This window comes from Bradyrhizobium sp. BR 1433 (assembly GCF_051547665.1).
In the GTDB taxonomy this organism is placed as follows: domain Bacteria; phylum Pseudomonadota; class Alphaproteobacteria; order Rhizobiales; family Xanthobacteraceae; genus Bradyrhizobium; species Bradyrhizobium australafricanum.
Window position 1 is genome coordinate 380,023 of sequence record NZ_JBPUGG010000001.1, and the last position, 22,909, is coordinate 402,931.

Annotated in this window: 20 protein-coding genes and 2 pseudogenes; 13 read left to right on the top strand and 9 right to left on the bottom strand. The window is 64.9% G+C overall.

Features of this window, described 5'->3' with window-relative positions; genetic code table 11:
* Positions 1-6: 6 nt before the first annotated feature.
* The 3 genes from ACSKB9_RS01860 to ACSKB9_RS01870 all read right to left on the bottom strand — a co-directional run bounded on the left by ACSKB9_RS01860 (position 7) and on the right by ACSKB9_RS01870 (position 1,904).
* Positions 7-225, bottom strand: coding sequence for a helix-turn-helix domain-containing protein (locus tag ACSKB9_RS01860; protein ID WP_438080021.1), 219 nt, complete (start codon positions 223-225; stop codon positions 7-9).
* Positions 222-698, bottom strand: a complete 477-nt coding sequence (locus ACSKB9_RS01865) for a hypothetical protein (protein WP_438080628.1) — start codon at positions 696-698, stop codon at positions 222-224. The genes ACSKB9_RS01860 and ACSKB9_RS01865 overlap by 4 nt, the downstream gene beginning before the upstream one ends.
* A 252-nt stretch (positions 699-950) precedes the next feature.
* Positions 951-1,904, bottom strand: coding sequence for a helix-turn-helix transcriptional regulator (locus tag ACSKB9_RS01870; RefSeq protein WP_438071356.1), 954 nt, complete (start codon positions 1,902-1,904; stop codon positions 951-953).
* Between the two features lie 230 nt (positions 1,905-2,134).
* On the opposite strand from ACSKB9_RS01870, the gene ACSKB9_RS01875 reads away from it, so the two are divergent.
* Positions 2,135-3,631, top strand: coding sequence for a caspase family protein (locus tag ACSKB9_RS01875; protein ID WP_438071357.1), 1,497 nt, complete (start codon positions 2,135-2,137; stop codon positions 3,629-3,631).
* A gap of 68 nt (positions 3,632-3,699) precedes the next feature.
* Positions 3,700-4,944, top strand: coding sequence for an FAD-dependent oxidoreductase (locus ACSKB9_RS01880; RefSeq protein ID WP_438071358.1), 1,245 nt, complete (start codon positions 3,700-3,702; stop codon positions 4,942-4,944).
* Between the two features lie 39 nt (positions 4,945-4,983).
* Here ACSKB9_RS01880 and ACSKB9_RS01885 read toward each other — a convergent pair whose 3' ends face one another.
* From ACSKB9_RS01885 to ACSKB9_RS01900, 4 genes are all read right to left on the bottom strand, one after another.
* Positions 4,984-5,754, bottom strand: a complete 771-nt coding sequence (locus tag ACSKB9_RS01885; RefSeq protein ID WP_438071360.1) for an SDR family NAD(P)-dependent oxidoreductase — start codon at positions 5,752-5,754, stop codon at positions 4,984-4,986.
* Between the two features lie 197 nt (positions 5,755-5,951).
* Positions 5,952-6,743 (bottom strand): outer membrane protein, encoded by a 792-nt coding sequence (locus tag ACSKB9_RS01890; RefSeq protein ID WP_438071362.1) that lies wholly within the window; start codon positions 6,741-6,743, stop codon positions 5,952-5,954.
* 226 nt (positions 6,744-6,969) lie between these two features.
* The gene (gene parE, locus ACSKB9_RS01895) at positions 6,970-9,030 is read right to left on the bottom strand and encodes a DNA topoisomerase IV subunit B (protein ID WP_438071364.1); all 2,061 of its coding nucleotides are present in this window, start codon (positions 9,028-9,030) and stop codon (positions 6,970-6,972) included.
* Between the two features lie 125 nt (positions 9,031-9,155).
* Complete coding sequence (locus tag ACSKB9_RS01900; RefSeq protein WP_018271460.1) at positions 9,156-9,524, bottom strand: hypothetical protein; 369 nt, start codon at positions 9,522-9,524, stop codon at positions 9,156-9,158.
* 185 nt (positions 9,525-9,709) lie between these two features.
* Between ACSKB9_RS01900 and ACSKB9_RS01905 the strand changes: the two genes are divergently transcribed.
* From ACSKB9_RS01905 to ACSKB9_RS01930, 6 genes and pseudogenes are all read left to right on the top strand, one after another.
* Positions 9,710-10,240: a DedA family protein gene (locus ACSKB9_RS01905; RefSeq protein WP_438071366.1), complete on the top strand. Its 531-nt coding sequence runs from the start codon at positions 9,710-9,712 to the stop codon at positions 10,238-10,240.
* Positions 10,241-10,388: 148 nt separating this feature from the next.
* A complete protein-coding gene (locus ACSKB9_RS01910; protein WP_438071367.1) occupies positions 10,389-11,378 on the top strand; it encodes an MBL fold metallo-hydrolase in 990 nt (329 codons plus the stop codon).
* 338 nt (positions 11,379-11,716) lie between these two features.
* Complete coding sequence (locus tag ACSKB9_RS01915) at positions 11,717-12,391, top strand: FMN-binding negative transcriptional regulator (protein WP_057018592.1); 675 nt, start codon at positions 11,717-11,719, stop codon at positions 12,389-12,391.
* Complete coding sequence (gene argC, locus ACSKB9_RS01920; protein ID WP_057018591.1) at positions 12,388-13,434, top strand: N-acetyl-gamma-glutamyl-phosphate reductase; 1,047 nt, start codon at positions 12,388-12,390, stop codon at positions 13,432-13,434. The genes ACSKB9_RS01915 and argC (ACSKB9_RS01920) overlap by 4 nt, the downstream gene beginning before the upstream one ends.
* A 120-nt stretch (positions 13,435-13,554) precedes the next feature.
* Positions 13,555-14,536 (top strand): annotated as a pseudogene (gene argC, locus ACSKB9_RS01925) (N-acetyl-gamma-glutamyl-phosphate reductase).
* Positions 14,537-14,550: 14 nt separating this feature from the next.
* Positions 14,551-15,141 (top strand): class I SAM-dependent methyltransferase, encoded by a 591-nt coding sequence (locus ACSKB9_RS01930; protein WP_438071370.1) that lies wholly within the window; start codon positions 14,551-14,553, stop codon positions 15,139-15,141.
* 51 nt (positions 15,142-15,192) lie between these two features.
* Here ACSKB9_RS01930 and ACSKB9_RS01935 read toward each other — a convergent pair whose 3' ends face one another.
* Positions 15,193-15,591: an MAPEG family protein gene (locus ACSKB9_RS01935; RefSeq protein ID WP_092083453.1), complete on the bottom strand. Its 399-nt coding sequence runs from the start codon at positions 15,589-15,591 to the stop codon at positions 15,193-15,195.
* 108 nt (positions 15,592-15,699) lie between these two features.
* Positions 15,700-17,509: pseudogene (locus tag ACSKB9_RS01940) on the bottom strand (PHA/PHB synthase family protein).
* A 291-nt stretch (positions 17,510-17,800) separates the two neighbouring features.
* Between ACSKB9_RS01940 and ACSKB9_RS01945 the strand changes: the two are divergent.
* From ACSKB9_RS01945 to ACSKB9_RS01965, 5 genes are all read left to right on the top strand, one after another.
* Positions 17,801-18,076: a hypothetical protein gene (locus tag ACSKB9_RS01945; RefSeq protein WP_016842954.1), complete on the top strand. Its 276-nt coding sequence runs from the start codon at positions 17,801-17,803 to the stop codon at positions 18,074-18,076.
* A 216-nt stretch (positions 18,077-18,292) separates the two neighbouring features.
* Positions 18,293-19,513 (top strand): LL-diaminopimelate aminotransferase, encoded by a 1,221-nt coding sequence (locus tag ACSKB9_RS01950; RefSeq protein WP_016842955.1) that lies wholly within the window; start codon positions 18,293-18,295, stop codon positions 19,511-19,513.
* Between the two features lie 38 nt (positions 19,514-19,551).
* The gene (locus ACSKB9_RS01955; protein WP_057018585.1) at positions 19,552-20,871 is read left to right on the top strand and encodes a homoserine dehydrogenase; all 1,320 of its coding nucleotides are present in this window, start codon (positions 19,552-19,554) and stop codon (positions 20,869-20,871) included.
* A gap of 79 nt (positions 20,872-20,950) precedes the next feature.
* Complete coding sequence (gene glpX / locus ACSKB9_RS01960; RefSeq protein ID WP_194454538.1) at positions 20,951-21,949, top strand: class II fructose-bisphosphatase; 999 nt, start codon at positions 20,951-20,953, stop codon at positions 21,947-21,949.
* Between the two features lie 127 nt (positions 21,950-22,076).
* A complete protein-coding gene (locus tag ACSKB9_RS01965; protein ID WP_438071373.1) occupies positions 22,077-22,796 on the top strand; it encodes a haloacid dehalogenase type II in 720 nt (239 codons plus the stop codon).
* Positions 22,797-22,909 lie beyond the last annotated feature (113 nt).

Here is a 22,909-nt window from a genome sequence, read left to right on the forward strand (position 1 = left end):
TTTTCGTCATTTGGCGGTCAAATGAATCACGACCCCCGCCCCGGACGGCGAGGCCACAGCGGGGGCTTCCGCGCTGTTTTTCGTCCTGAATCCGCCGGGCGTCAGGCCTTCGGAATCGCCGAATATCCGGTAGAAGGTGGCGAGGCTGCGGAACCCGCAGGTGAGGGCGATGTCGGCGATCGGCCGCGGCGGCTTCTCGCAAAGCAGCCTTCGGCTCTCGCTCAGGCGCTGGGCGGTGACGGGCTGCGAAAGCTTGCCCCGGTCGCCTCGAACAGGACGTGCAGGTAGCGGACCGAGACGCCGAGCATGCCGGCGACCATCCCTGGCGACAGGCTTGGCTTCGCAAGATGGCGCGTGATCAGGTGGCGCGCGAGGCTGAGCCGGCCGACGCGCAGCGCCTGCTGCGCCCAGCGGCTGCCCGGCCTGATCACACCGCGCTCGATCAGCGCAAGGTCCGCCACGATCTTGACCAGCGCAGGAATGCAAGCGGTATCACCGGCCTCCGTCGCTTCCTTGAAGTCGGCGAGGCAAGCTTCGAGCAGCGGCGTCCAGCCGTGATTGCCGGTCGCCGCTGAGCCCTGACGGGCTGGCTCAGATGCCGGGATTTGATCCGCTCGCAGGTCCGCGGCATCGAGATAAATGCGCGTCGCGCCTGTAGCTGGCGTTTCCTGGCTGTGATCCCCGTGCTTACCGCGCATCGTGACTGATCCCTCGCTCTGCATGAGAGCGCGCGTCGCCGGTAAGGAAATTTGCGGTGTCGAACCCGGGCGGAGCGCCGCAGTGGTTCTGGCGAAATGGCCGGAAAATATCTTCTCAATGCGCGCAGGCTGATCACTTCGGTTCAGCGAACGTCGGATCGCGCGGCGATGTGAAGTTCAAGGAGGTGAAGGGGGCGCGGCCAAGCTTCGGCGAATTGCGAGCGTGGTGTCCCGGCCGGTCCGGACGGGCCCTCAGGCCGTTTGTGCGCGATAGTCGCCCGGCGTCATGGATTCGGATGCATTGAAGAGGCGGTAGAACGTCGCAAGGCTCTCGAAGCCGCAGGCAAAGGCGACCTCGGCGATCGTCTGCCTGGGCTGCTCGCGGAGCAGGCGGCGGCTTTGTTCGAGCCGGAGCGCGGTGACGGTCTCCGAGAAGCTCATCTCGGTTTCCTCGAACAGAATGTGCAGATGACGGACCGAGATGCCGAGCAGGCCGGCAATCAGGGTTGGCGACAGCGCCGCACGCGCCAGGTGGCGCCGGATCAGGCGCCGGGCCAGCGACAAATGGGCGGTTCGCAAGGCCTGCTGCGCGAGCCGGCTCTTCGGCCGCATGATGCCGCGCTCGATCAGCGCGATATGCGCCAGCGCCTGCACCGTCGGCGCCGTGCCCGCCGCCGCGGCATCATTGCTTTCGATGAGGTCGCGGAAGCATGCTTCCAGCAGGGCCCGCAGCGCGGTCTCATCCTGCATGGGCCTGGGGACGAGTTCGCCGAGCTCGGCGCCCGGCGGGACGATGTTGGCCACCGGGACCTTGATGATGCGCAGGTGGAAGCCGTCATCGTGCAGGGGGACAGTGCGATAGGGCAGGTCCGAATAGCTGGTCGCGAACATGCCGTCGCGAACGGCAAATTCATCGAGCCGCGCGCCGCCGAACCAGCCGCCGCCGCCAAGCTGCTGATAGATGCACAGGCTGTCGCTGGCCGCGTCGGCGATGTCGCCGGTGCGCCGTTCGACACGGTACGGCGAGGCCCGCAGCTCGACCAGCCCGGCATCGCCGAGCTTGCGCAGCGAGAACTCGCCGAAGAAGTCGCTGCGCCGGTCGGCTTCCAGCTCGGCGGTGACGCCGAACAGCCCCTTGGCGCGGACCTCGCGCCAATAGTCGAAGCGATCCTTGGGATCGACTTGATCAGTAGACCATGTGTGCACGGAAAAGCCGTTGCGACGTGCGGAGAGCTCGAACCGGATGGAGCTTCGAATCTATCACGCGGGCCGTAAAAAGAAACTTGACCTAAGACAAATCGGATCCCTCATTTCGGCCTGGCGTGGCCGGCCGGAACGGCCGTCCGCGGCCGGCCTTGAACCGGCGAAACGGCTGGTCCGACTATTAGGCGGCGGTCGCACGGGCGGCGCATTTGTCGTGCAGGCGGGAAAACGGGATGAAGAGCTGGCTTTCGAGACTTTCGGCGATCCTTTGGGCGGTTGCATTTGTCGCATCGGCCGCACCCGCCCAGGCCGAAAAGCGCGTCGCGCTGGTGATCGGCAATAATGACTACAGGAACGTGCCCAGGCTGCAGAAGGCGGTCAACGACGCCCGCACCATGGGCGACACGCTGAAGCAGCTCGGCTTCAGCGTCATGGTAGCCGAGAACCTCAACCGGCAGGCGTTCTCCGAGACGCTGCTCGCGTTCGACCGCTCCGTGGAACCCGGCGATACCGCGTTCTTCTTCTATGCCGGCCACGGCTTCGAGATCGCCGGCCAGAATTTCCTGCTGCCGACCGACGTCCCGGCCGCCACCGAAGGGCAGGAGGAATTGGTGCGCGACGCCTCTGTTCTCGCCGACCGCATCGTCGAGCGCTTGCAGAACAAGAAGGCGCGCACCTCGATCCTGGTGTTCGACGCCTGCCGCAACAATCCGTTCGAGCGCGCCGGCACACGCGCGGTCGCCGGCGGCGGTGGCCTCGCGCCGATGACGCAACTGCCGGAGGGCGTGTTCTCGGTGTTCTCGGCGGGGCCGCGCCAGACCGCGCTCGACCGTCTTTCGAACGATGATGCCAATCCCAATTCGGTATTCACGCGGACCTTCGCCAAGGAGCTGCTGCAGCCCGGCGAGAATCTCGTGCAGGTCGCGCAGCGCACGCGGCGCCTGGTCAGCGAGATGGCCGAGACCGTGAAGCACAAGCAGATCCCGGTCTATTTCGACCAGATGGTCGACGATGTCTTCCTGAACGGGATCGCGAAGGGGCAGGCCGAGGCGGCCAAGCCGTCCGCGTCGCCGCAGCAGGTGGCCGCGCTGCCGCCGGTCGCGGTGCCGAAGCTACCGAAGGAGGATTCGATCAACGCGCCGATCGCGAGCTTCTCGCGGCACAATGGCGGCTGGACCGTGGTGTTCTCGATCGCCGATCCGACGCTCGGGATTTCCTGGCGGATCGGCGACAGCGGCGATTTCCGCGAAACCGGCTTCATCGACACGCTCGATCCGCGCACCCGCAAGCGGATGCCCAATCCGTCGGTCGAGCTGCCGGCCGATGCGCCGGCCGCAACGATCGAGATTCGCTATGTCGATACGCAAGGCATGATGCAGGGGCCGTTCCCGATCAAGTTCGATCCCGACGCCGCGCTGATCCGCGACCAGCGCAAGATCCTCGACATGACCGCGACCAGCTGGCTGTCATTCCGCGAGTTCAACGGGCTGCTGGTCTACTATACGCACCTGATGTCGTATCGCTGCGCGATCCGCGAGGTGCGCATCGGCATCGACACCGCGGTGCCGGACAAGGTCCTGAAGATGCCATCCTGCAATTCGCGCGATCCCAGCGCGATCCCGTCTGACGCGCAGCCCTATCTGAAGCTTGCGCCGCAGACCAGGGCGGTCTCGGTCGAGCTGACCTATCGCGACGGCAGCGTGTCGGAAATCAAGACCTTCAGGCGATAGCCTTCCTTGCCGCCAGATCCGCGTTACAATCGGGTTCTGAGGGGTGAGGCAGCGGTGAGGACGGCATCATGGATGCAGGCAATCCGGCAGGGCCGAACACGCGTCAGATCAGGGCGCGCTGCTGTGTGGTCGGTGGCGGACCGGCCGGCATGATGCTTGGCTATCTGCTCGGACGCGCCGGGGTCGATGTCGTGGTGCTGGAGAAGCACGCCGACTTCTTCCGCGACTTCCGCGGCGACACCGTGCATCCGTCGACCCTGCAGGTGATGGACGAACTCGGCCTGATCGACGGCTTCCTGAAGCTGCCGCATCAGGACATCCAGACGCTCGACGGCATGTTCGGCGGCACCTCGGTGCGGATCGCCGATCTCCGCCGCCTCAGCGTCAAATACCCCTTCATCGCGATGATGCCACAGTGGGACTTCCTCAATTACCTGCGCGAGAGCGGCAAGCGCTTCCCCTCGCTGAAGGTGCTGATGAAGGCCGAGGCGACCGATCTGATCCGGCGCGGCGATGCTGTCGCAGGCGTGCACGCGAACACACCCGACGGCCCGGTCGAGATCGAGGCGGATCTGACCGTCGGCTGCGACGGACGTCATTCGATCGTGCGCGAGCGCGCCGGCCTCGACGTCGAGGAGATCGGCGCGCCGATGGACGTTTTGTGGTTTCGCGTCGGGCGGCGTCCGGATGAGACCGAGAATTTGTTCGCCCGCGTCGAGCACGGCAAGATGATGGTGACGTTCGATCGCGGCGACTACTGGCAATGCGCCTATGTGATCGCCAAGGGCCAATACGAGGCGGTGAAGGCGAGGGGATTGCCGGCGCTGCTCGACGACGTGCTGCGGCTGGCGCCGATCCTCAAGGCCGGCATTGCCGACGTGAAGAGCTTTGACGACGTCAAGCTGCTCACGGTCGCGATCAATCGCCTGACGCGCTGGACCCGTCCCGGCCTGCTCTGCATCGGCGACGCCGCGCATGCGATGTCGCCGATCGGCGGCGTCGGCGTCAACCTCGCGGTGCAGGATGCCGTCGCGACCGCCAATATCCTGGCGGCGAAGCTCGTTCACGGCGTGCCGTCGGAAGACGAGCTCGATGCGGTGCGACGGCGCCGCGAATTCCCGGTGCGCGTGACACAGCGCATGCAGGTGATCGCGCAGAACAACATCATCAGCGCGGCGCTGAAGGCCGGCGATCAGCCGGTGCCGTTGGCGCTGCGGTTGATCACGGCAATGCCCTGGCTGCAGGGCCTCACCGCACGTCTGGTCGCCGTCGGGGTGCGGCCGGAGCACGTGCATTCGCCGGCCGCGGGCTGAACTGCGCGCCGCGCTCGCAAGCGCCGGGTTGCTGTGTTTTCAGGCCATCACCGAATAGCCGCCGTCGACGGGGATCGCGGTGCCGGTGACGAAGTCCGACGCCGGCGACGCCAGGAACACGGCGATGCCGGCGAAGTCGTCGATCGCACCCCAGCGTGCCGCCGGCGTGCGCGCAAGCACGCGCTCGTGCAGCCCGGCCACCTGCTGGCGCGCGCCTTTGGTCAGGTCGGTATCGATCCAGCCGGGCAGGATGGCGTTGACCTGGATGTTGTCGGGAGCCCAGGCGTTGGCGCAGGCGCGGGTGTACTGCACGATGCCGCCCTTGCTCGCGGCATAGGCCGCGGCGAAGCTCGCACCGAAGATCGACATCATCGAGCCGATATTGATGATCTTGCCGTGGCCCGACGCCTTGAGCGCCGGATAGGCCGCCTTCGAGCACATGAACGCGCTGGTGAGGTTGGTGTCGATCACCTTGCTCCACTCCTCCAGTTCGAGCTCGTGCGGCGGCTTGCGGATGCTCATGCCGGCGTTGTTGACGAGAATGTCGATCCGGCCGAGCTCGCGAACGACCCGTTCGACCATGGCGGCGACGGCGGCCTTGTCGGTCACGTCGGTTGCCACCGCGATCGCCTTGGCGCCGCGCTTGCCGATATCCTCGACGGCGGCCTTCGACTTCGCCTCGTTACGGCCGACCACGGCAACCGCCGCGCCGGCGGCCGCCAGGCCGCGCGCCATGCCAAGCCCGATGCCGCCATTGCCGCCGGTGACGATGGCGACCCGGCCCGAGAGATCAAACTGTCCGTTTTTCATTGTTGTTGTCCGCTGAGGTTTGAACCGGGCGCGAGAGTGCCCGATCGTCACGGCGCTGACCAGATCGGCCATAGCCGGTCCGCCCTGCGCCGGCGGGCTTGCGCGTGGGCCGATTTCCATGACGTTCGGGCAACAAAAAAGCCCCGGACAATGCCGGGGCTTTTGCTCTGCTATCTCAGCAGGGATCAGTACGCAGCTCAGTACTTGGCAACAACCGGACCGGTCCAGTTGAAGCGGTAGACCAGCGAGGTGCTGATGGTCTGGACAAGCGGCTTGAAGGTGATGGCGCGGCCGTTCGAGAGGTTGGTGCCGTCGACCAGCTCCGAGATGTTCTTGTTGTCGTAGTAAGCGGCGCGATACTCGGTCTTCATGAACCAGCCCGGCGCGGTGATGCCGAAGATGTTCAGGTTGTTCTCGACGCCGCCGCCGACGAACCAGCCGCCGCGATCGAAGTCGTTGGTGTGCAAACCCGAGGGAAGCGCGCTCGCGGTGTTGAACAGCGTGGTGCCCTTCCAGTGCGAGCTGGAGTAACCGGCGTTGACGTAGGACAGGACGTTCGGCGCGATCAGGTAGCCGAGGCGCGCACCAGCCGCCCAGCTGTAGTCGTTCTTGATGTTGCCGGCGACGAACGGACCCTGATCCTGGATGGTGCCCTTCAGGCTGCCGAACTGACCGTCGGCGAACACACCGATGACCCAGCTGTTGGCGGTCTGCCAGTCGTAACCGGCGCCGACGGTGCCGTACCAGCCATCGCCGCCCTGGCGCTGGTTGAAGCCGAGGATCGGCGCACCCGTGACGGTCGACTGGACACCCGTGTCAGCATCCCAGACGCCGCCGCCGCCACCGCCGAAGATGTAGAAGCCGGTCCAGCTCGGAGCGACCGGAACCGGGGCAGGAGCCTTGGTGTAGGGGCGCGCGGCCAGATCGGCAGCCGACGCCGATGCCGTCATCGCAGCAACCGCGGTCAGAGCGAGCAAAATCTTCTTCATATCCAAATCCTCGACTAGCGTTCGATCAGGTCGCTCAGGGGAGTGCGCTGGCACCGATTCCCGAAACTCATGATCGAACTATACGTGGTTCCGCCGGAAATGCTGTTGCTGGTGAGACACATCCGGCCGAAAACGAAGCCACTGGGGCTCTCCGAACCGGCAAAATGGCAACGGCCGCCCCAATCTGGGGGCGGCCGGAAACTCATTTCAGATCAATCGGTTGGGTCTAGACGTCGAGCAGGTCGTCGCTGGCGAATTCGGCCTTGTCGGAGATGAAGGCAAAGCGGGCTTCGGCCTTGGTGCCCATCAGCCGCTCGACCGAGTCGGCGGTGCCCTCGCGATCGTCGGCCAGCAGCACCACGCGCAGCAGCGTGCGCTTGGCCGGATCCATCGTGGTCTCCTTCAGCTGCGCCGGCATCATCTCGCCGAGGCCTTTGAAGCGATTCACCTCGACCTTGGCGTTGGCGTTGAACTCGCTCTTCAGCAGCTCGTCCTTGTGCGCGTCGTCGCGGGCGTAGATCGACTTGGTGCCGTGCTTCAGCTTGTAGAGTGGCGGAACCGCCAGATAGAGATGCCCTTCGTCGATCAGCCGTGGCATCTGCCGGTAGAAGAAGGTGATCAGGAGCGAGGCGATGTGCGCCCCGTCGACGTCGGCGTCGGTCATGATGATGATGCGCTGGTAGCGCAGATCCTCTTCGCGGTAATGCGCCAGCGTGCCGCAGCCGATCGCCTGCACGAGGTCGGAGAGCTGCGCGTTGGCGGTCAGCTTGTCCTTGCCGGCGGAGGCGACGTTGAGGATCTTGCCGCGCAGCGGCAGCACGGCCTGGGTCTTGCGGTCGCGCGCCTGCTTGGCGCTGCCGCCGGCCGAGTCACCTTCGACGATGAAGAGTTCGGAGCCTTCGGTGCCGGCGTCGGAGCAATCGGCGAGCTTGCCGGGCAGACGCAGTTTCTTGCCGGCGGTCTTGCGCGCGGTTTCCTTTTCCTGGCGGCGGCGCAGCCGCTCCTCGGCGCGATCGATCACGAAATCGAGCAGCCGGTTGGCCTGGTTCGGGTTGCCCGACAACCAGTGGTCGAACGGGTCCTTCATCGCCTGTTCGACAATGCGCTGCGCTTCGGCAGTGGCGAGGCGGTCCTTCGTTTGGCCCTGGAATTCAGGCTCGCGCACGAACACCGAGAGCATCACGGCCGCGCCCACCATCACGTCTTCCGAGGTGATGGACGCCGCGCGCTTGCCCTGGCCCGCGCGTTCGGCGTGGTCCTTGAGACCGCGCAACAATGCGCTGCGCAGGCCGGATTCATGCGTACCGCCATCGGGCGTCGGCACCGTGTTGGTGTAGGACGACAGGAAGCCGTCGGCATCGGCCGTCCAGGCCACCGCCCATTCGCAGGCGCCATGCGCGCCGCTGCGGCCGGATTTGCCGGAGAAGATATCCTGATGCACCAGCGTGTCGGCGTGGATCGCCGCGGCCAGATAATCCTTCAGTCCGCCGGGGAAGTGGAACTTGGCTTCCGCCGGGACGTCTTCGACGCCCTTCAAGAGCTCCTGGTCGCAGTGCCAGCGAATCTCGACGCCGCCGAACAGATAGGCCTTCGAGCGCGTCATCTTGAACAGACGCTGCGGCTTGAAAGCCGCCTTGGCGCCGAAAATGTCGGTGTCCGGCTTGAAGCGGATGCGCGTGCCGCGGCGGTTGTTGACCTTGCCGAGGTCTTCTAGCTTGCCCTTGGGATGGCCGCGCTCGAAGGTCATGCGATGCAACTGTCCGCTGCGCGCAACCTCGACCTCGAGCCGCGAGGAGAGGGCGTTGACCACGGAGACACCGACACCGTGCAGGCCGCCCGAGGTCTCGTAGACCTTGGAGTCGAACTTGCCGCCCGAGTGCAGCGTGCACATGATGACTTCGAGCGCCGACTTCTTCGGGAATTTCGGATGCGGGTCGACCGGAATGCCGCGGCCATTGTCGGTCACTGTCAGGAAGCCGTCGGCGGTCAGCTCCACGTCGATGAAGGTGGCGTGGCCCGCCAGCGCCTCATCCATGCAGTTGTCGATCACCTCGGCGAACAGATGGTGCAAGGCCTTCTCGTCGGTGCCGCCGATATACATGCCGGGACGCCGGCGGACCGGTTCCAGCCCTTCCAGCACCTCGATGTCAGCCGCCGTATAGCCGGCTTCGGCGCCTCCAGCGGATCGCGAAGCAGCCTTCGCCGGGGCGCGTCCCTTCGCTTCCGGGGCTCCGAACAGATCGTCGGCAGATTTACTTTTGGCGTTCGACTTCAATGATTTGGCCATGGTTCTTCAAGTGGCGCGCCGGTCACGGCGCGGCGAATCGGTTGCTCTGACTATGCCACGGATGGGCTGCCAATGGGGAAGGCCGCGCCCTGGAGCCCGGCCACCCCATAGATAGGAAACCGCGATTACGCCTGCGAGGTGCGGAATACAACGACCGTGAACAGGGCCATGGCGGCGACCACCAGCAGTGACCCGACGATCGGCGCCGCCTCGAACGACGGTCCCTTCAGCAGCACGGCGGCCACGCCGGCCGGGAACAGGACGCCGCCGACGATATGCAGCCAGCCCTGGATTCTGGCGAGCAGCATGCTGCCCGCTTCCGGCACCAGCCGGTAGTAGAGGCCGAACAGGAACAGCAGCACGCCGCCGACCAGATTGAGATGCGCATGCGCCGGTCCCAACGTGAAGTCGTGCTGGATACCCATGGCGATGCCCGCGAGCATTCCGAACAGCAGGACGAGAACGCTCACGCACATCATCAGCGATCCGATCATCCAGTAATTCCTTTTTCTTGTGAGGGAGATGCCAACCTGGACCTCAGGGGCCTTACGGGAAATCACGGTCGATCCCCGCCTTTGTGACTTGATGTCACGCAATCGGCTGGCTTACCTGTTCTTAGGCTGCGTGCCGCTAGAAAGGTTCATTCGAGGTTCAACGGAGCGGGAAGGCACACGACGAGATGGAAGACCTTGCGCGGGCCTTGGCCGAATTCGTGCGGCACCACCAGGCCTGGGCCGCTCCGATCGTCATGCTGCTGGCGTTCGCTGAATCGCTCGCCTTCATTTCATTGCTGGTTCCGGCCTGGGGTGCGCTGGTCGCGATCGGCGCCCTGATCGGCGTCAGCGGGATCAGCTTCTGGCCGATCTGGATCGCGGGCGGCGTCGGTGCCGCGCTCGGCGACTGGGTCTCCTACTGGTTCGGCTATCGCTACAAGGAGCAGGTCGCGCAGATGTGGCCGCTGTCGCGCTACCCGGAGATCCTGCCGCGGGGCGAGGCCTTCGTGAAGAGCTGGGGCGTGCCCAGCATCTTCATCGGCCGCTTCTTCGGTCCACTGCGCGCCTCGGTGCCGCTTGCGGCCGGCATTTTCGAGATGTCGTACTGGCAATTCCAGATCGCCAATTTCGTCTCCGCCCTGGTCTGGTCGGCAGCGCTGCTGCTGTTCGGCGACGTCATCGCGCATGCCATCGAGTGGGTGTGGCGGGCGGTGTAGCGAGCTCCGGAATAAGGCCGACCTGCAGGGGTTAGGCGGGAGGATGACCGCTCGCGCTATCGGCATCGCGCGAGTATCGAAACGCTGATACAACCGCGCCCACCAGGCGCGAACTCACCGGGCGCAGTCTCACTGGGAAGGACAACACATGGACTTGACACGACGTCATGCTCTTGCCGGCGCTGCCGGCATCGCCGCCGCACCGTTGCTATCAGCCGTTCCTGCGGCCGCTGTGGCGGCGGTCGCCGACAAGCAGGCGCCGAGCTTCTATCGCTACAAGGTCGGCGACATCCTCGTCACCGTGGTGTCCGACGGCAAGAACGTCTTCAAGCTGGAAGACTCCTTCATCCCCAATGCGAAGCGGGACGACGTCAACGCGGCGCTGGAGAAGGCGTTCATGCCGCGCGACATGATGACGATCTGGTTCGCGCCACTGGTGCTCAACACCGGCGGCAAGCTGGTGGTGATCGACACCGGCAATGGCGCGCTGGCGAAGGCCAGCACGAAGGGCGCCAATGGCCTGTTCGCCGACAATTTCGTCGCCGCCGGCTTCGATCCCAAGAATGTCGACATGGTCGTGATCTCGCATTTCCACGGCGACCACGTGAACGGCCTCTTGACCGCCGAAGGCACGCCGGCATTCCCGAATGCCGAGGTGCTGGTGCCGGCGACCGAGTGGAAGTTCTGGATGGACGACGGCGAGATGAGCGGGGCACCGGCCGGCCGCATGCAGGGCCTGTTCAAGAATAACCGCAATATCTTCGAAGCCGGCCTGAAGAAGAAGGTCACGCCGTACGAGTGGGGCAAGGAGATCGCGCCGGGCCTGACCTCGGTCGAGACCGTCGGCCACACCCCGGGCCACACCTCCTACGTGCTGGCCTCGGGCCCGGACAAGGTCTTCATCCAGTCCGACGTCACCAACAATCCGAACCTGTTCGCGACCAACCCCGGCTGGCATGCGTTCTTCGACCAGGACGGCGACGTGGCGGAGAAGACCCGCCGGCGCATCTACGACATGGTGGTTGCCGAGCGGCTCCAGGTGCAGGGCTTCCACTATCCGTTCCCGGGCCTCGGCAATGTGGTGAAGGACGGCGGCGGCTATCGCGTCGTGCCGGCACCGTGGAATCCGGCGATCTAGCCAGTCATTCCCCGGTGCGCCATTGCGCACCTGAGGGCGCGCGGAGCGCGAACCCCGGAATCTGGAGGTCCTAGCGCGAGATTCCGGGTTCGATGCTGTGCATCGCCCCGGAATGACAAGCAACAACTTGACGTCAAGCGGGCGCGGCCTTATAGCCGCGCCCATGATCAACGCCGCGACCATCATCATTGCCCGCCGCCGCCGCATTATCGCGGTATGGGCGGTCGCTCGCGTTTAAGACCATCGCCTCTGCCGCCGGACCCGATCCCGCGGCGCTCTCCTGAAAAAAGACACGCGGTTCGATCTGGCGGCTCCTTCGTCATGCAGGAGCATCGACCATGTATACGCCACCGCCCTTCAAGCCTGACCGCGCCGCGAGCCTTGCCTTCGCGGAAGCGCGTGGTTTCGGCATGGCCTGCGCGTGGGACGGCGGCAAGCCGATCGCCTCGGCGCTCCCGTTCTACTTGACTTACGCCGCCGACGGGACGCCGCGGGCGCTGTTTCATGTTGCCCGTCACAATCCGCTGGTAAAGCTGGCGGGCGGGTCACCTTGGCTGCTGGCCGTTACCGGCGCCGACGCCTATGTTTCGCCGGACTGGTACGTGTCACCCGATCAGGTGCCGACCTGGCTCTATCAGGCGGTGCATCTGACCGGGCCGGTGCGGACGTTGTCGGATGACGAGCTTGCCGTTCAGATCGACGCGCTGAGCGCCAAGTTCGAGGACCGGCTGCTGCCGAAAAAGCCGTGGGTGTCGGGCAAGATGACCGCCGCGAGGCTGGAAACCATGAAGAAGGCCATCGTGGGTCTCGAGATGATGGTGGAAGAGGTGGAGGGCAGCTTCAAGCTGAACCAGCACAAGTCTGAAACCGATTTCGCGGCGGTCGGCAACACGCTCGCTTTGCAGGCCGAAGCCGGTGCCCAAGACATCGCGGCCTTGATGCGCGAGGTGCGCCCGCAGGCTTTCGCGCTGATACAGACCGAGATGACTACGCTTCCGAGGAGCGAGCAATGACGAAGAAGAAAATCGGAATTTTGGGCGCGTCCGGCTACACCGGCGCCGACGCGGTGCGCCTGTTGGCGCGGCACCCGAATGCCGAAATCACCGCGCTTACCGCTAACACCCATGCCGGCAAGACGATGAGCGAGGTGTTTCCTCACTTCTTCATGCTCGACCTGCCAAAACTCGTGGAATGGGAAAAGGTCGACTGGACGCGGCTCGATGCCGTGTTCTGCGGACTGCCGCACGGGACGACGCAAGAGATCATCGCCGCGGTGCTGAAAGCCAATCCCAGAATCAAGATCCTCGATATGTCTGCGGATTTCCGGCTGCGCAACAAAGACAGCTATGCGCAATGGTACGGCCATGAGCACCGGGCGCTCGAATTGCAGGACGAGGCGGTCTATGGGCTGACCGAACTCTACCGGGAGGAGGTCACGGCCGCGCGGCTGGTAGCCTGTCCCGGCTGCTATCCGACGGCGGTTCTGCTGGCGCTTGTTCCGCTGGCGAAGGCAAAGCTGATTGACGTCGACGACATCATCATCGACGCAAAGTCGGGCGTCACCGGCGCCGGACGCGGACTGAAGCAGAACACGCTGTTCAGCGAGGCCGGCGAAGGGTTGTCGCCCTATTCGATCGGAAGCCATCGACACTCGGCGGAGATTGAGCAGGAGATTGGCGCGGCCGCTGGCTCGGCTGTGACGGTGAACTTCACCCCGCATCTCATTCCGATGGCGCGGGGTGAGTTCTGCACATCCTATGTCAAGCTCAACGGGGCTACGCCGGACGATTTGCGCGCCGAGCTGGAAAGGGCCTACGCCAACGAGCCGTTCGTATATGTGACGAAGAAGGGTGTGCTGCCACAGACGCAGAACGTGCGTGGTTCGAATTATGTTCAGATCGGCGTCGTCGCCGACCGGATCAAGAACCGCGCCATCGTGCTCTCGACGCTCGATAATCTTGTGAAGGGTTCGGCCGGACAGGCGATCCAGAACATGAACCTGATGTTCGGCTTGCCCGAAACCACCGGACTGGAGCAGATCGCGCTGTTTCCATGAGCAGGGGTTGTTGTCGCTGGCGAGGGGCGCTCAATCTAAGGATAACTGCCCATCCCCGTTGGCGGCGCAGGCGCGGCCAGATGTGTTAAACGAAACGAACGAGCTCGAAAGGAACGTGCCATGACCGTCACCGACACCAACCAACCGAAAACCAGGAGCGGTGCGACCAAGGCCACCGTGTTCGTCGATGGCGCGTCCGGCACGACCGGCCTCGGCATCCAGGAGCGGCTGCTCTCGATCGGCGACGTTGCGGTGAAGCACATCGCCGAGGACAAGCGGAAGGACGCCGGCGCCAAGCGCGCGTTGATGGAGGAGGTGGATCTCGTGATCCTCTGCCTGCCTGACGAGGCCGCCAAGGAGACCGTGGCGTTGATCGACACGATGGGCAACGCCGCGCCGAAAGTGCTCGACGCCTCGACGGCCTATCGCGTTGCGCCCGACTGGGCCTACGGTTTCCCCGAGCTCGCGCCCGACCAGGCCGACAAGATCCGTAACGCGAACAAGGTCTCCAATCCGGGTTGCTATCCGACCGGCGCGATCGCGCTGCTGCGGCCGATCGTCGATGCCGGCGTGCTGCCGGCGGATTATCCCGTCACCGTCAACGCGGTGAGCGGCTATTCGGGCGGCGGCAAGTCGATGATCGCCAGCTTCGAGGACGGCTCGGCGCCGGCCTTCGAACTCTACGGCCTCGGCTTCGAGCACAAGCACGTGCCGGAGATGCAGCTCTATTCGCACCTGACGCGAAGGCCGATCTTCATCCCGTCGGTCGGCAACTACCGGCAGGGCATGCTGGTCTCGGTGCCGCTGCAACTCGAACGCGCTGCCGGGCAAGCCTGATGGTACCGATCTGCAAGCGGTTCTGGCGAAATGGTACGCCGGCAGCAAATATGTCTCGGTGATGCCGCTGCAGAACGAGGCCGCCAAGGGCGGGCGGCTCGAGCCGGAGGCGCTCAACGAGACCAACCAGCTCGAGCTTTATGTCTTCGCCAGCGACAAGCACCACCAGGCGGTGCTGGTCGCGCGGCTCGACAATCTGGGCAAGGGCGCCTCGGGTGCCGCGGTCCAGAACATGCGGCTGATGCTCGGGCTGGCCGACAGCTGACGGCGACGCGGATCGTGGACGACGCCACGCTGCAGTTCTATCGGCGCAATGCCGAGGCCTATGCCGGGTGGGCGAAAGCCCCGTCCACCCGGCTGATCGGCTTTCTGAAGCTGCTGCCGCCGGGTGGCGCGATCCTCGAACTCGGCTGCGGCGCCGGCAATCATGCCGCTGTCATGCTCGCCGAAGGCTTTGTGCTGCGTGCGACCGACGGGTCGCCCGAGATGGCCGAGGTCGCGGCGCGCCGCATCAATCATCCCGTCGAGGCGATGCTGTTCGATGAGCTCGAGGAGCGCGAAGCCTATGACGGCGTCTGGGCCAGCGCCTGCCTGCTGCACGTGCCGCGCGACGAATTGGCGGGCATCATCGGCCGCATCCATCGGGCGCTGAAACCCGGTGGCGTTTTCTACGCGAGCTACAAGATCGGCCATGGCGATGGCCGCGACAGCATCGGCCGCTACTACAATTATCCCGCGGCAGACTGGCTCGCTGCGACCTACGCCGCGTCAGGGGCGTGGACGCAAGTCTCGTCCGACACCAGCGAGATCAAGAGCTTTGATGAAGCTCCGGCGACGATGCTGCATATCGTGGTGCGCAAGAGCGGGTAGTTGATGCCGCGCCGGCGCGGCTGTCGCCGCGACCGGCGGGAATATCTGGAATCAGAGGATCTTGAAGATCGCGAGCGCCAGCACCGCCTGGGCGAGGAAGCCGACCGTGAAGGCCACGCTGCGGAACACCGGCAGGCCCAGCGTGTACACGATCAGATGGGCGACGCGGGCCCAGAAATAGACGGCGCAGGCGAGCACGGTCCATTTGGTGGAATAGTCGGCCGCGTTGAGGATCAGGACCAGCGGCGCGAAGATCACGAGGTTCTCGACCGCGTTGTCATGGGCGAACATCAGCCGGTTGGCCCATTCCGCGTGCGGCTTGTCGCCACGCGAGGGATTGCCGATGACGCCGGAGAGGCCGCGCACCTGCCAGCGGTTGATGAGGTAAGGAATCCACAGCAGCCCGGTCAGGATCACCGTCAGCGACAGCCAGAACAGTTCGCGCGTCATCGTCTCCCCCTCACGTGAATTCAATTCCCGACCGTCGGGACCGTCCGTTTATAGCTGAGCGGGAGACTTGGCGCTACGCGAAGACTTGGAGGACGCGAAGACTTGGCGCTACGCGCGGACGCGGACATAGCTGCCCGGGGCTTCCTCGAGCACCTGCGTGCCGCTGGAGCCGACCATGCGCGCCGGGACCGTCTCCGGGTCATGGCTTTCCAGCCAGCCGCGCCAGTCGGGCCACCACGAGCCCTTGTGCTCCTCGGCGCCCTTCAGCCAGTCGGCGAGCTTCATGTCCTTGATGTTGTCGTTGGTCCAGTACTGGTACTTGTTCGACGCGGGCGGATTGACCACACCGGCGATATGGCCGGAGCCGGACAGCACATATCTCACCGGGCCGCCGAAGAACTGCGAACCGTAGAGCACCGATTCCGCCGGCGCGATGTGATCCTCGCGGGCGGCGAGGTTGTAGACCGGCACCTTCACCTTCGACAGATCGAGCAGCGTGTTGTCCAGCACCATGGTGCCGGTCGACAGCCGGTTCTCCAGATAGCAGTTGCGCAGGTAGTAGGAGTGGTTCGACGACGGCATCCGCGTCGCGTCCGAATTCCAGTGCAGCAGGTCGAACGAGGAGGGCGTCTGGCCCTTCAGATAATTGTTCACGACATACGACCAGATCAGGTCGTTCGAGCGCAGCATGTTGAAGGCCATCGCCATCTTGCTGCCCTCGAGCACGCCGGATTCCTGCATGTCGCGTTCGAGCGCCGAGATCTGGTCTTCGTCGACGAACACCAGCAGATCGCCGGCATGGGTGAAGTCGACCTGCGCGGCAAAGAACGTCGCCGATGTCACACGCTGGCGGCGCTTCTCGGCGAGATAGGCGAGCGTCGAGGCGAGCAGGGTGCCGCCGACGCAATAGCCGGCGGTGTGCACCTTCATCTCGCCGGTGACCTTCTCGATGACGTCCATCGCCGTCAGCGGGCCTTCGGTCATGTAGTCGGCCCAGGTCTTCTTGCCGAGCTCCCTGTCCGGATTGACCCAGGAGATCACGAACACCGTGATGCCCTGGTCGACGCACCATTTGATGTAGGATTTCTCGGGGCGCAGATCGAGGATGTAGAACTTGTTGATCCAGGGCGGCACGATCAGCAGCGGCGTGCGCAGCACGTTCTCGGTCGCCGGCGAATACTGGATCAGCTGCATCAGCTCGTTCTGGAAGATCACCTTGCCCGGCGTCGTCGCCATGTTGACGCCGACCTCGAGATTGCTCGAGTTCGGACTGGCGGATCCGCAGCGTGCCGTGGCCGGCCTCGATATCCTCGGCCAGCATCTTCATGCCGCGCACCAGATTGTCGCCATTGGTCTCGACGGTGGCGCGCAGCACCTCCGGATTGGTCAGCACGAAATTCGACGGCGCCAGCGCGTTGGTGATCTGCTGGACGTAGAATTCGGCCTTCTTGCGCGTGTGGGGATCGATCCCGTCGGCGTCATGGACCAGCTGCTGCGCCCATTTCGCGGTCAGCAAATAGAGCTGCAGGATGAAGTCGAAGAACTGATTCGACTTCCATTCCGGATCCTGGAAGCGCTTGTCGCGCGGGGCCGGGGCGATCGCCGGCTTGGCATCGGCCTCGCCGGCCATGCGGCGCACCGCCGAGCCCCAGAGATCGAGATAGTCCTTGCCGAGCTGCATCTGCAGCGACGAGGCGCGCTCCTTGTCGGACAGCCAGTATTCGGCGATCACGCTGAAGGTCTTGATCACCTCACCGAGCTCATTCGGCGGCTTGTCGCGGACTTCTCCCGTCTGGCGCGGCTTGAGATAGGCTGCCAGCGCCTGGCCGCTGCTCTCCATCGCCCGCGCGATGTTCATGGCGAAGGCTTCGGCGTTGAATTTCGGGGTGGCCTGGGTGTCGGTACTAACGTTGCTCATCTGAGGTACAATATCGCGTCGTTTGGAGGGCGTCATCGCGCGGTGCGGCAACGCAAATCAGTCAAAATCCAGCATTTCGCTCTGTTGCGGTGCGAGAAAAAATCTTTGTTCCGTCATATTGAAGCCTCAGGGTTCGCTTTTGGTGTTCCCGCTTTAAGCGTTTCGGGCGACAATGGTTTGAAACGCTAAAGTCGAAATTAACGCAGCGGGGACGCTGCAAGGCTCGTACCAGTGCGACCCGTGTCGGCAACGTGCGACGTGCGCGCTAGCTTGTTGGGGACAATTCGGCGCATGCCGATCGATCGAATGAACAGGGGGCTCGCGGCCGCAGTGCTGCTCGCGTCGTTGGTGGCGCTGAGCGGGTGCTCGAGCACGATCGCCGATATGACAATGCCTGCCGATGCGCCGGCGCGCGAGAAGGACGCCGGCGGTTACCTGCCGGTCCATGATCTTCCGCCCGACCGCGCCGATCCGACGATCAAGCCGGCGGACCAGGCCAAGATCGAGCAGGAGCTGATTGCCGCGCGCGCGCGCCAGGCCTCGACGGCCGCCCAAAGCGGGAAGTAGCGCCCGACGAACGGCCGATCAGCGCTGGCGCCGCCCGGTGTCCGTGCTAAAAGAAACCCAGTTCAACCGCAGATCCGGCCGCAGCCCCCAGATCGTGCGCCTGAATTCGCTCTAAGTCATTGATTCAGTGCGATTTCTGTCAGAGGCCGAGCCGGCTTCCGCAAACTACGCCAAGGGGGTCGATTCTGGCATCGCGGTTGTCGGAGCAAGGGTCCCATGGAAGATTTTTACCGCATTCGCCGTCTGCCGCCTTATGTCTTTGAGAAGGTCAACCAGGCCAAGGCGGCCGCGCGCAACGCCGGGGCCGACATCATCGACATGGGCATGGGGAACCCGGACCTGCCGACCCCGCCGCATGTGATCGAGAAGCTCAAGGAGACGCTGGGCAAGCCGCGGACCGACCGCTACTCGGCCTCGCGCGGCATCAACGGCCTGCGCAAGGCCCAGGCCGCCTATTATGCGCGCCGCTTCGGCGTCAAGCTCAACCCCGACACCCAGGTGGTTGCGACGCTCGGGTCGAAGGAGGGGTTTGCCAACGTCGCGCAGGCGATCACGGCGCCCGGCGACGTCGTGCTGTGCCCCAATCCGAGCTACCCGATCCATGCCTTCGGCTTCCTGATGGCGGGCGGCGTGATCCGCTCGGTGCCCTCGGAGCCGACGCCGCAGTTCTTCGAGGCGGTCGAGCGGGCGATCATCCATTCGATCCCGAAGCCGATTGCGCTGATCGTCTGCTATCCGTCGAACCCGACCGCCTATGTCGCGGACCTCGACTTCTACAAGGACCTCGTCGCGTTCGCGAAGAAGCACGACATCTTCATCCTGTCCGATCTCGCCTACGCCGAGGTATATTTCGACGAGAACAATCCGCCGCCGTCGGTGCTGCAGGTGCCCGGCGCGATCGACGTCACCGTCGAGTTCACCTCGATGTCGAAGACGTTCTCGATGGCCGGCTGGCGCATGGGCTTTGCGGTCGGCAATGAGCGGATCATCGCAGCGCTGGCGCGGGTCAAATCCTATCTCGATTACGGTGCGTTCACGCCGGTACAGGTGGCGGCGACCGCGGCGCTGAACGGTCCCGACGACTGCATCCGCGAGATGCGCGACACCTACCGCAAGCGCCGCGATGCGCTGGTCGAGTCATTCGGCCGCGCCGGCTGGGACATTCCACCGCCGCAGGCCTCGATGTTCGCCTGGGCGCCGCTGCCCAAGGCGTTCGAGGCGGTCGGCAGCATGCAGTTCGCGACCCTGATGGTGGAGAAATCCGGCGTCGTGGTGTCGCCCGGCGTGGCGTTCGGTGAGCATGGCGAGGGCTATGTCCGCATCGCGATGGTGGAGAACGAGCAGCGCATCCGGCAGGCTGCGCGCGGCGTGCGCCGCTTCCTTGAAAGCGGCATCGAAACGTTGCACAACGTCGTTCCTCTCGCCAACCGACGCTAATCCTTCCAGGTTGCTTAATCTCCAGGTCCCTTAAATCCATGGTCGCACCCCTGAACGTGGGCATAGCGGGGCTCGGCACCGTCGGTGCCGATGTCGTCCGCCTCATCGAAACGCAAGGACGGGCGCTGGCCGAGCGCAGCGGCCGGGGCGTTCGCGTCGTCGCGGTCACGGCGCGCTCGAAAGCCAAGAAGCGCGGCCTCGACCTGCGCGGCATCGCCTGGGCGAAGAGCCCCGAGGCGCTCGCCGAAGATCCCGATATCGACTGCTTCGTCGAATTGATGGGCGGCGCCGGAGATCCCGCGCTGTCCGCGATCGAGACCGCGCTGAAGGCCGGCAAGTCGGTCGTCACCGCCAACAAGGCGCTGATCGCCAAGCATGGATTGCGTCTTGCGGCAGCTGCCGAGAAGCACGGCGGCGCGCTGAATTTCGAGGCGGCGGTCGGTGCGGCGATCCCGGTCATCAAGACGCTGCGCGAGGGCCTCGCGGGCACCAGCGTCAACCGCGTCTACGGCATCCTCAACGGCACCTGCAATTACATCCTGACCCGGATGGAGCAGGAGGGCCTGTCGTTCGAGGAGTGTCTGAAGGACGCCCAGCGGCTCGGCTATGCCGAAGCCAACCCGTCATTCGACGTCGATGGTCATGACACCGCGCAGAAGCTCGCGATCCTGGCCAGCCTCGCCTTCGGAACCAAGGTCGCGGAAAGCGCGGTCTATGTCGAAGGCATCTCCTCGATCACGCCGGAAGACCTCAAGGCCGCCGCGGAACTCGGTTACCGGGTCAAGCTGCTCGGCGTCGCGGTGCGCACGGCAAAGGGCATTGAGCAGCGCGTGCACCCGACCATGGTGCCGAAATCATCGTCGATCGCGCAGGTGATGGGCGTCACCAATGCGGTCGCGATCGACGGCGAGGGGATTCCGCCGATCACGCTGGTGGGACCCGGCGCCGGCGGCGGCGCGACGGCTTCGGCCGTGGTCGCCGACATCGCCGACGTCGCCCGCGGCATCCGCGCCAAGCCGTTCGGCCGTCCGGTGGAGCGGTTGCGCGACACCACCAAGGCGCCGATGGAACGCCATGAAGGTGGCTATTATATCCGCCTGATGGCGCGTGATCTTGCAGGCACTGCCGCAACAATCGCCACCCGGCTGGCGGAACAGAAGATATCTCTGGAATCCATCGTGCAACGGCACCCGGACGGCGTCGATGTGAACGGTGCGGCCAAAAAACCTTCACCGGTCCCGGTCATTCTGATTACCTATGCGACCAGCGAGGATGCCGTGCATCGTGCGCTGGCCGCAGTGCAGCGCGATAAGGTCATCAGCGGCCGGCCGCAGGTGATCCGGATCGAGAAAAACTAGCGCATGGCCTGAACGGGTCGGGCGTGAGACGATTGATGCGGGCAGGCTGGCCTGTCCCAGAGGCTTAAGGAGTACGCCGATGTCGACCCATATTTCCGTTCCGCCGCAGATGCTGCTCGAGCGCATCCTGACGCTCGAAATCGTGCGCGTGACGGAGCGCGCTGCGGTGTCGGCCGCGCGGCTGCGCGGCCACGGCCAGGAGAAGGCCGCCGACAAGGCCGCGGTCGACGCGATGCGGCGCGAGCTCAACAAGCTGCCGATCGAGGGGACGGTCGTAATCGGCGAGGGCGAGCGCGACGAGGCGCCGATGCTGTTCATCGGTGAGAAGGTCGGCCTCAATGCCGGCCCCAAGGTCGACATCGCGGTCGACCCGCTCGAGGGCACCACGTTGTGCGCCAAGAACATGCCGGGCTCGATCGCCACCATGGCGATGGCCGACGGCGGCACGCTGCTGCACGCGCCCGACGTCTACATGCAGAAGATCGCGATCGGCCCGGGCTACGCCAAGAACGTGATCGAACTCGACGCGCCGCCGGCCGACAATGTCCGCCGGCTCGCCAAGGCCAAGGGCGTCGACCCGACCGCCATCAACGTGCTGGTGCTCGATCGTCCGCGCCATGCCGACATCATCAACAGCGTGCGTTCGACCGGCGCTGCCGTCCAGCTGATCACCGACGGCGACGTCGCCGGCGTCATTCACTGCGCCAAACCCGATGAGACCGGCGTCGACATGTATATCGGCACCGGCGGCGCCCCCGAGGGCGTGCTCGCGGCAGTCGCGCTGCGCTGCATCGGCGGCCAGATGCAGTGCCGCCTGATCCTCGACACCGAGGAGAAGCGCGCGCGCGCGCACAAGATGGGCGTCACCGATCCGAAGATGATCTACGGCATCGAGGACATGGCCAAGGGCGACTGCCTGTTCGCCGCCACCGGCGTCACCACCGGCTCGCTGCTGACCGGCGTGAAGTTCAAGAAGGACGTGATCGAGACCGAGACGGTCGTGATGCGCTCGGTCACCGGCACCGTGCGCTACATCAAGGCCGAGCATCGGCAGCTCGAGAAGTTCCACCTGGACTGAGGACGAGCCTACAACAACCGTCATTCCGGGGCGCGCGAAGCGCGAACCCGGAATCTCGAGGTTCCGGGTTCGATGCTTCGCATCGCCCCGGAACGACGGACCAAAAACAACAACAAGGGAGACGCGCATGTCCGATCTGTCCGGGGTCAAGGCGCTGGTGTTCGACGTGTTCGGGACCGTGGTCGACTGGCGCACCAGCCTGATCAACGACTTCACCAGATGGGGCGAGACGCGCGGTATCAAGGCCGATTGGACCGCGCTGGTCGACGGCTGGCGCGCGGTCTATGCGGCCTCGATGGACGAGGTGCGCAAGAACCCGCAGAACGGCTACGTCATCCTCGACGTCTTGCACCGCCGCTCGCTGGAAAAACTGGTCGCGCAGTTCGACATCAAGGGGCTGACCGAGGCCGATCTGCAGCATCTGACGCTGGGCTGGCATCGCCTGCACGCCTGGCCCGACAGCGTCGCCGGCCTGACCCGGCTGAAGACCAAATACATCATCTCACCGCTCTCCAACGGCAACGTCGCGCTGCTCACCAATATGGCGAAGTTCGCAGGGCTCCCGTGGGACCTCGTGATGTCGGCCGAAGTGTTCGAGCACTACAAGCCCGATCCGGAAACCTATCTCGGCGCCGCGAAGCTGCTCTGCCTGCCGCCGGAGCAGGTGATGATGGTCGCCGCGCACAATTACGACCTGAAGCACGCGCAGAAGCTCGGCCTGAAGACCGCCTTCGTGGCGCGTCCAACCGAATACGGTCCGCTGCAAAAGTACGATTTCGAGGCCACCGGCGAGTGGGACATCGTGGCCAAGGATTTCGGGGAAATCGCCAGCCGAATGGGCTGCTAGAACTGGTCCACAAATCATCGAAGCGTTACGATTCCTGCCGGACGCATCGGCCCTGATTGGATCAGGACCGATGTTCCGGATTTTTGTTTGACGCGTTTTCTTCACGCGAACCG

Coding starts and splice junctions, on each gene's coding strand:
- ACSKB9_RS01865 (WP_438080628.1), bottom strand. CDS start 698: ATGCGCGGTAAGCACGGGGATCACAGCCAGGAAACGCCAGCTACAGGC.
- ACSKB9_RS01875 (WP_438071357.1), top strand. CDS start 2,135: ATGAAGAGCTGGCTTTCGAGACTTTCGGCGATCCTTTGGGCGGTTGCA.
- ACSKB9_RS01880 (WP_438071358.1), top strand. CDS start 3,700: ATGGATGCAGGCAATCCGGCAGGGCCGAACACGCGTCAGATCAGGGCG.
- ACSKB9_RS01885 (WP_438071360.1), bottom strand. CDS start 5,754: ATGAAAAACGGACAGTTTGATCTCTCGGGCCGGGTCGCCATCGTCACC.
- ACSKB9_RS01890 (WP_438071362.1), bottom strand. CDS start 6,743: ATGAAGAAGATTTTGCTCGCTCTGACCGCGGTTGCTGCGATGACGGCA.
- parE (WP_438071364.1), bottom strand. CDS start 9,030: ATGGCCAAATCATTGAAGTCGAACGCCAAAAGTAAATCTGCCGACGAT.
- ACSKB9_RS01900 (WP_018271460.1), bottom strand. CDS start 9,524: ATGATCGGATCGCTGATGATGTGCGTGAGCGTTCTCGTCCTGCTGTTC.
- ACSKB9_RS01905 (WP_438071366.1), top strand. CDS start 9,710: ATGGAAGACCTTGCGCGGGCCTTGGCCGAATTCGTGCGGCACCACCAG.
- ACSKB9_RS01910 (WP_438071367.1), top strand. CDS start 10,389: ATGGACTTGACACGACGTCATGCTCTTGCCGGCGCTGCCGGCATCGCC.
- ACSKB9_RS01915 (WP_057018592.1), top strand. CDS start 11,717: ATGTATACGCCACCGCCCTTCAAGCCTGACCGCGCCGCGAGCCTTGCC.
- argC (WP_057018591.1), top strand. CDS start 12,388: ATGACGAAGAAGAAAATCGGAATTTTGGGCGCGTCCGGCTACACCGGC.
- ACSKB9_RS01935 (WP_092083453.1), bottom strand. CDS start 15,591: ATGACGCGCGAACTGTTCTGGCTGTCGCTGACGGTGATCCTGACCGGG.
- ACSKB9_RS01945 (WP_016842954.1), top strand. CDS start 17,801: ATGCCGATCGATCGAATGAACAGGGGGCTCGCGGCCGCAGTGCTGCTC.
- ACSKB9_RS01950 (WP_016842955.1), top strand. CDS start 18,293: ATGGAAGATTTTTACCGCATTCGCCGTCTGCCGCCTTATGTCTTTGAG.
- ACSKB9_RS01955 (WP_057018585.1), top strand. CDS start 19,552: ATGGTCGCACCCCTGAACGTGGGCATAGCGGGGCTCGGCACCGTCGGT.
- glpX (WP_194454538.1), top strand. CDS start 20,951: ATGTCGACCCATATTTCCGTTCCGCCGCAGATGCTGCTCGAGCGCATC.
- ACSKB9_RS01965 (WP_438071373.1), top strand. CDS start 22,077: ATGTCCGATCTGTCCGGGGTCAAGGCGCTGGTGTTCGACGTGTTCGGG.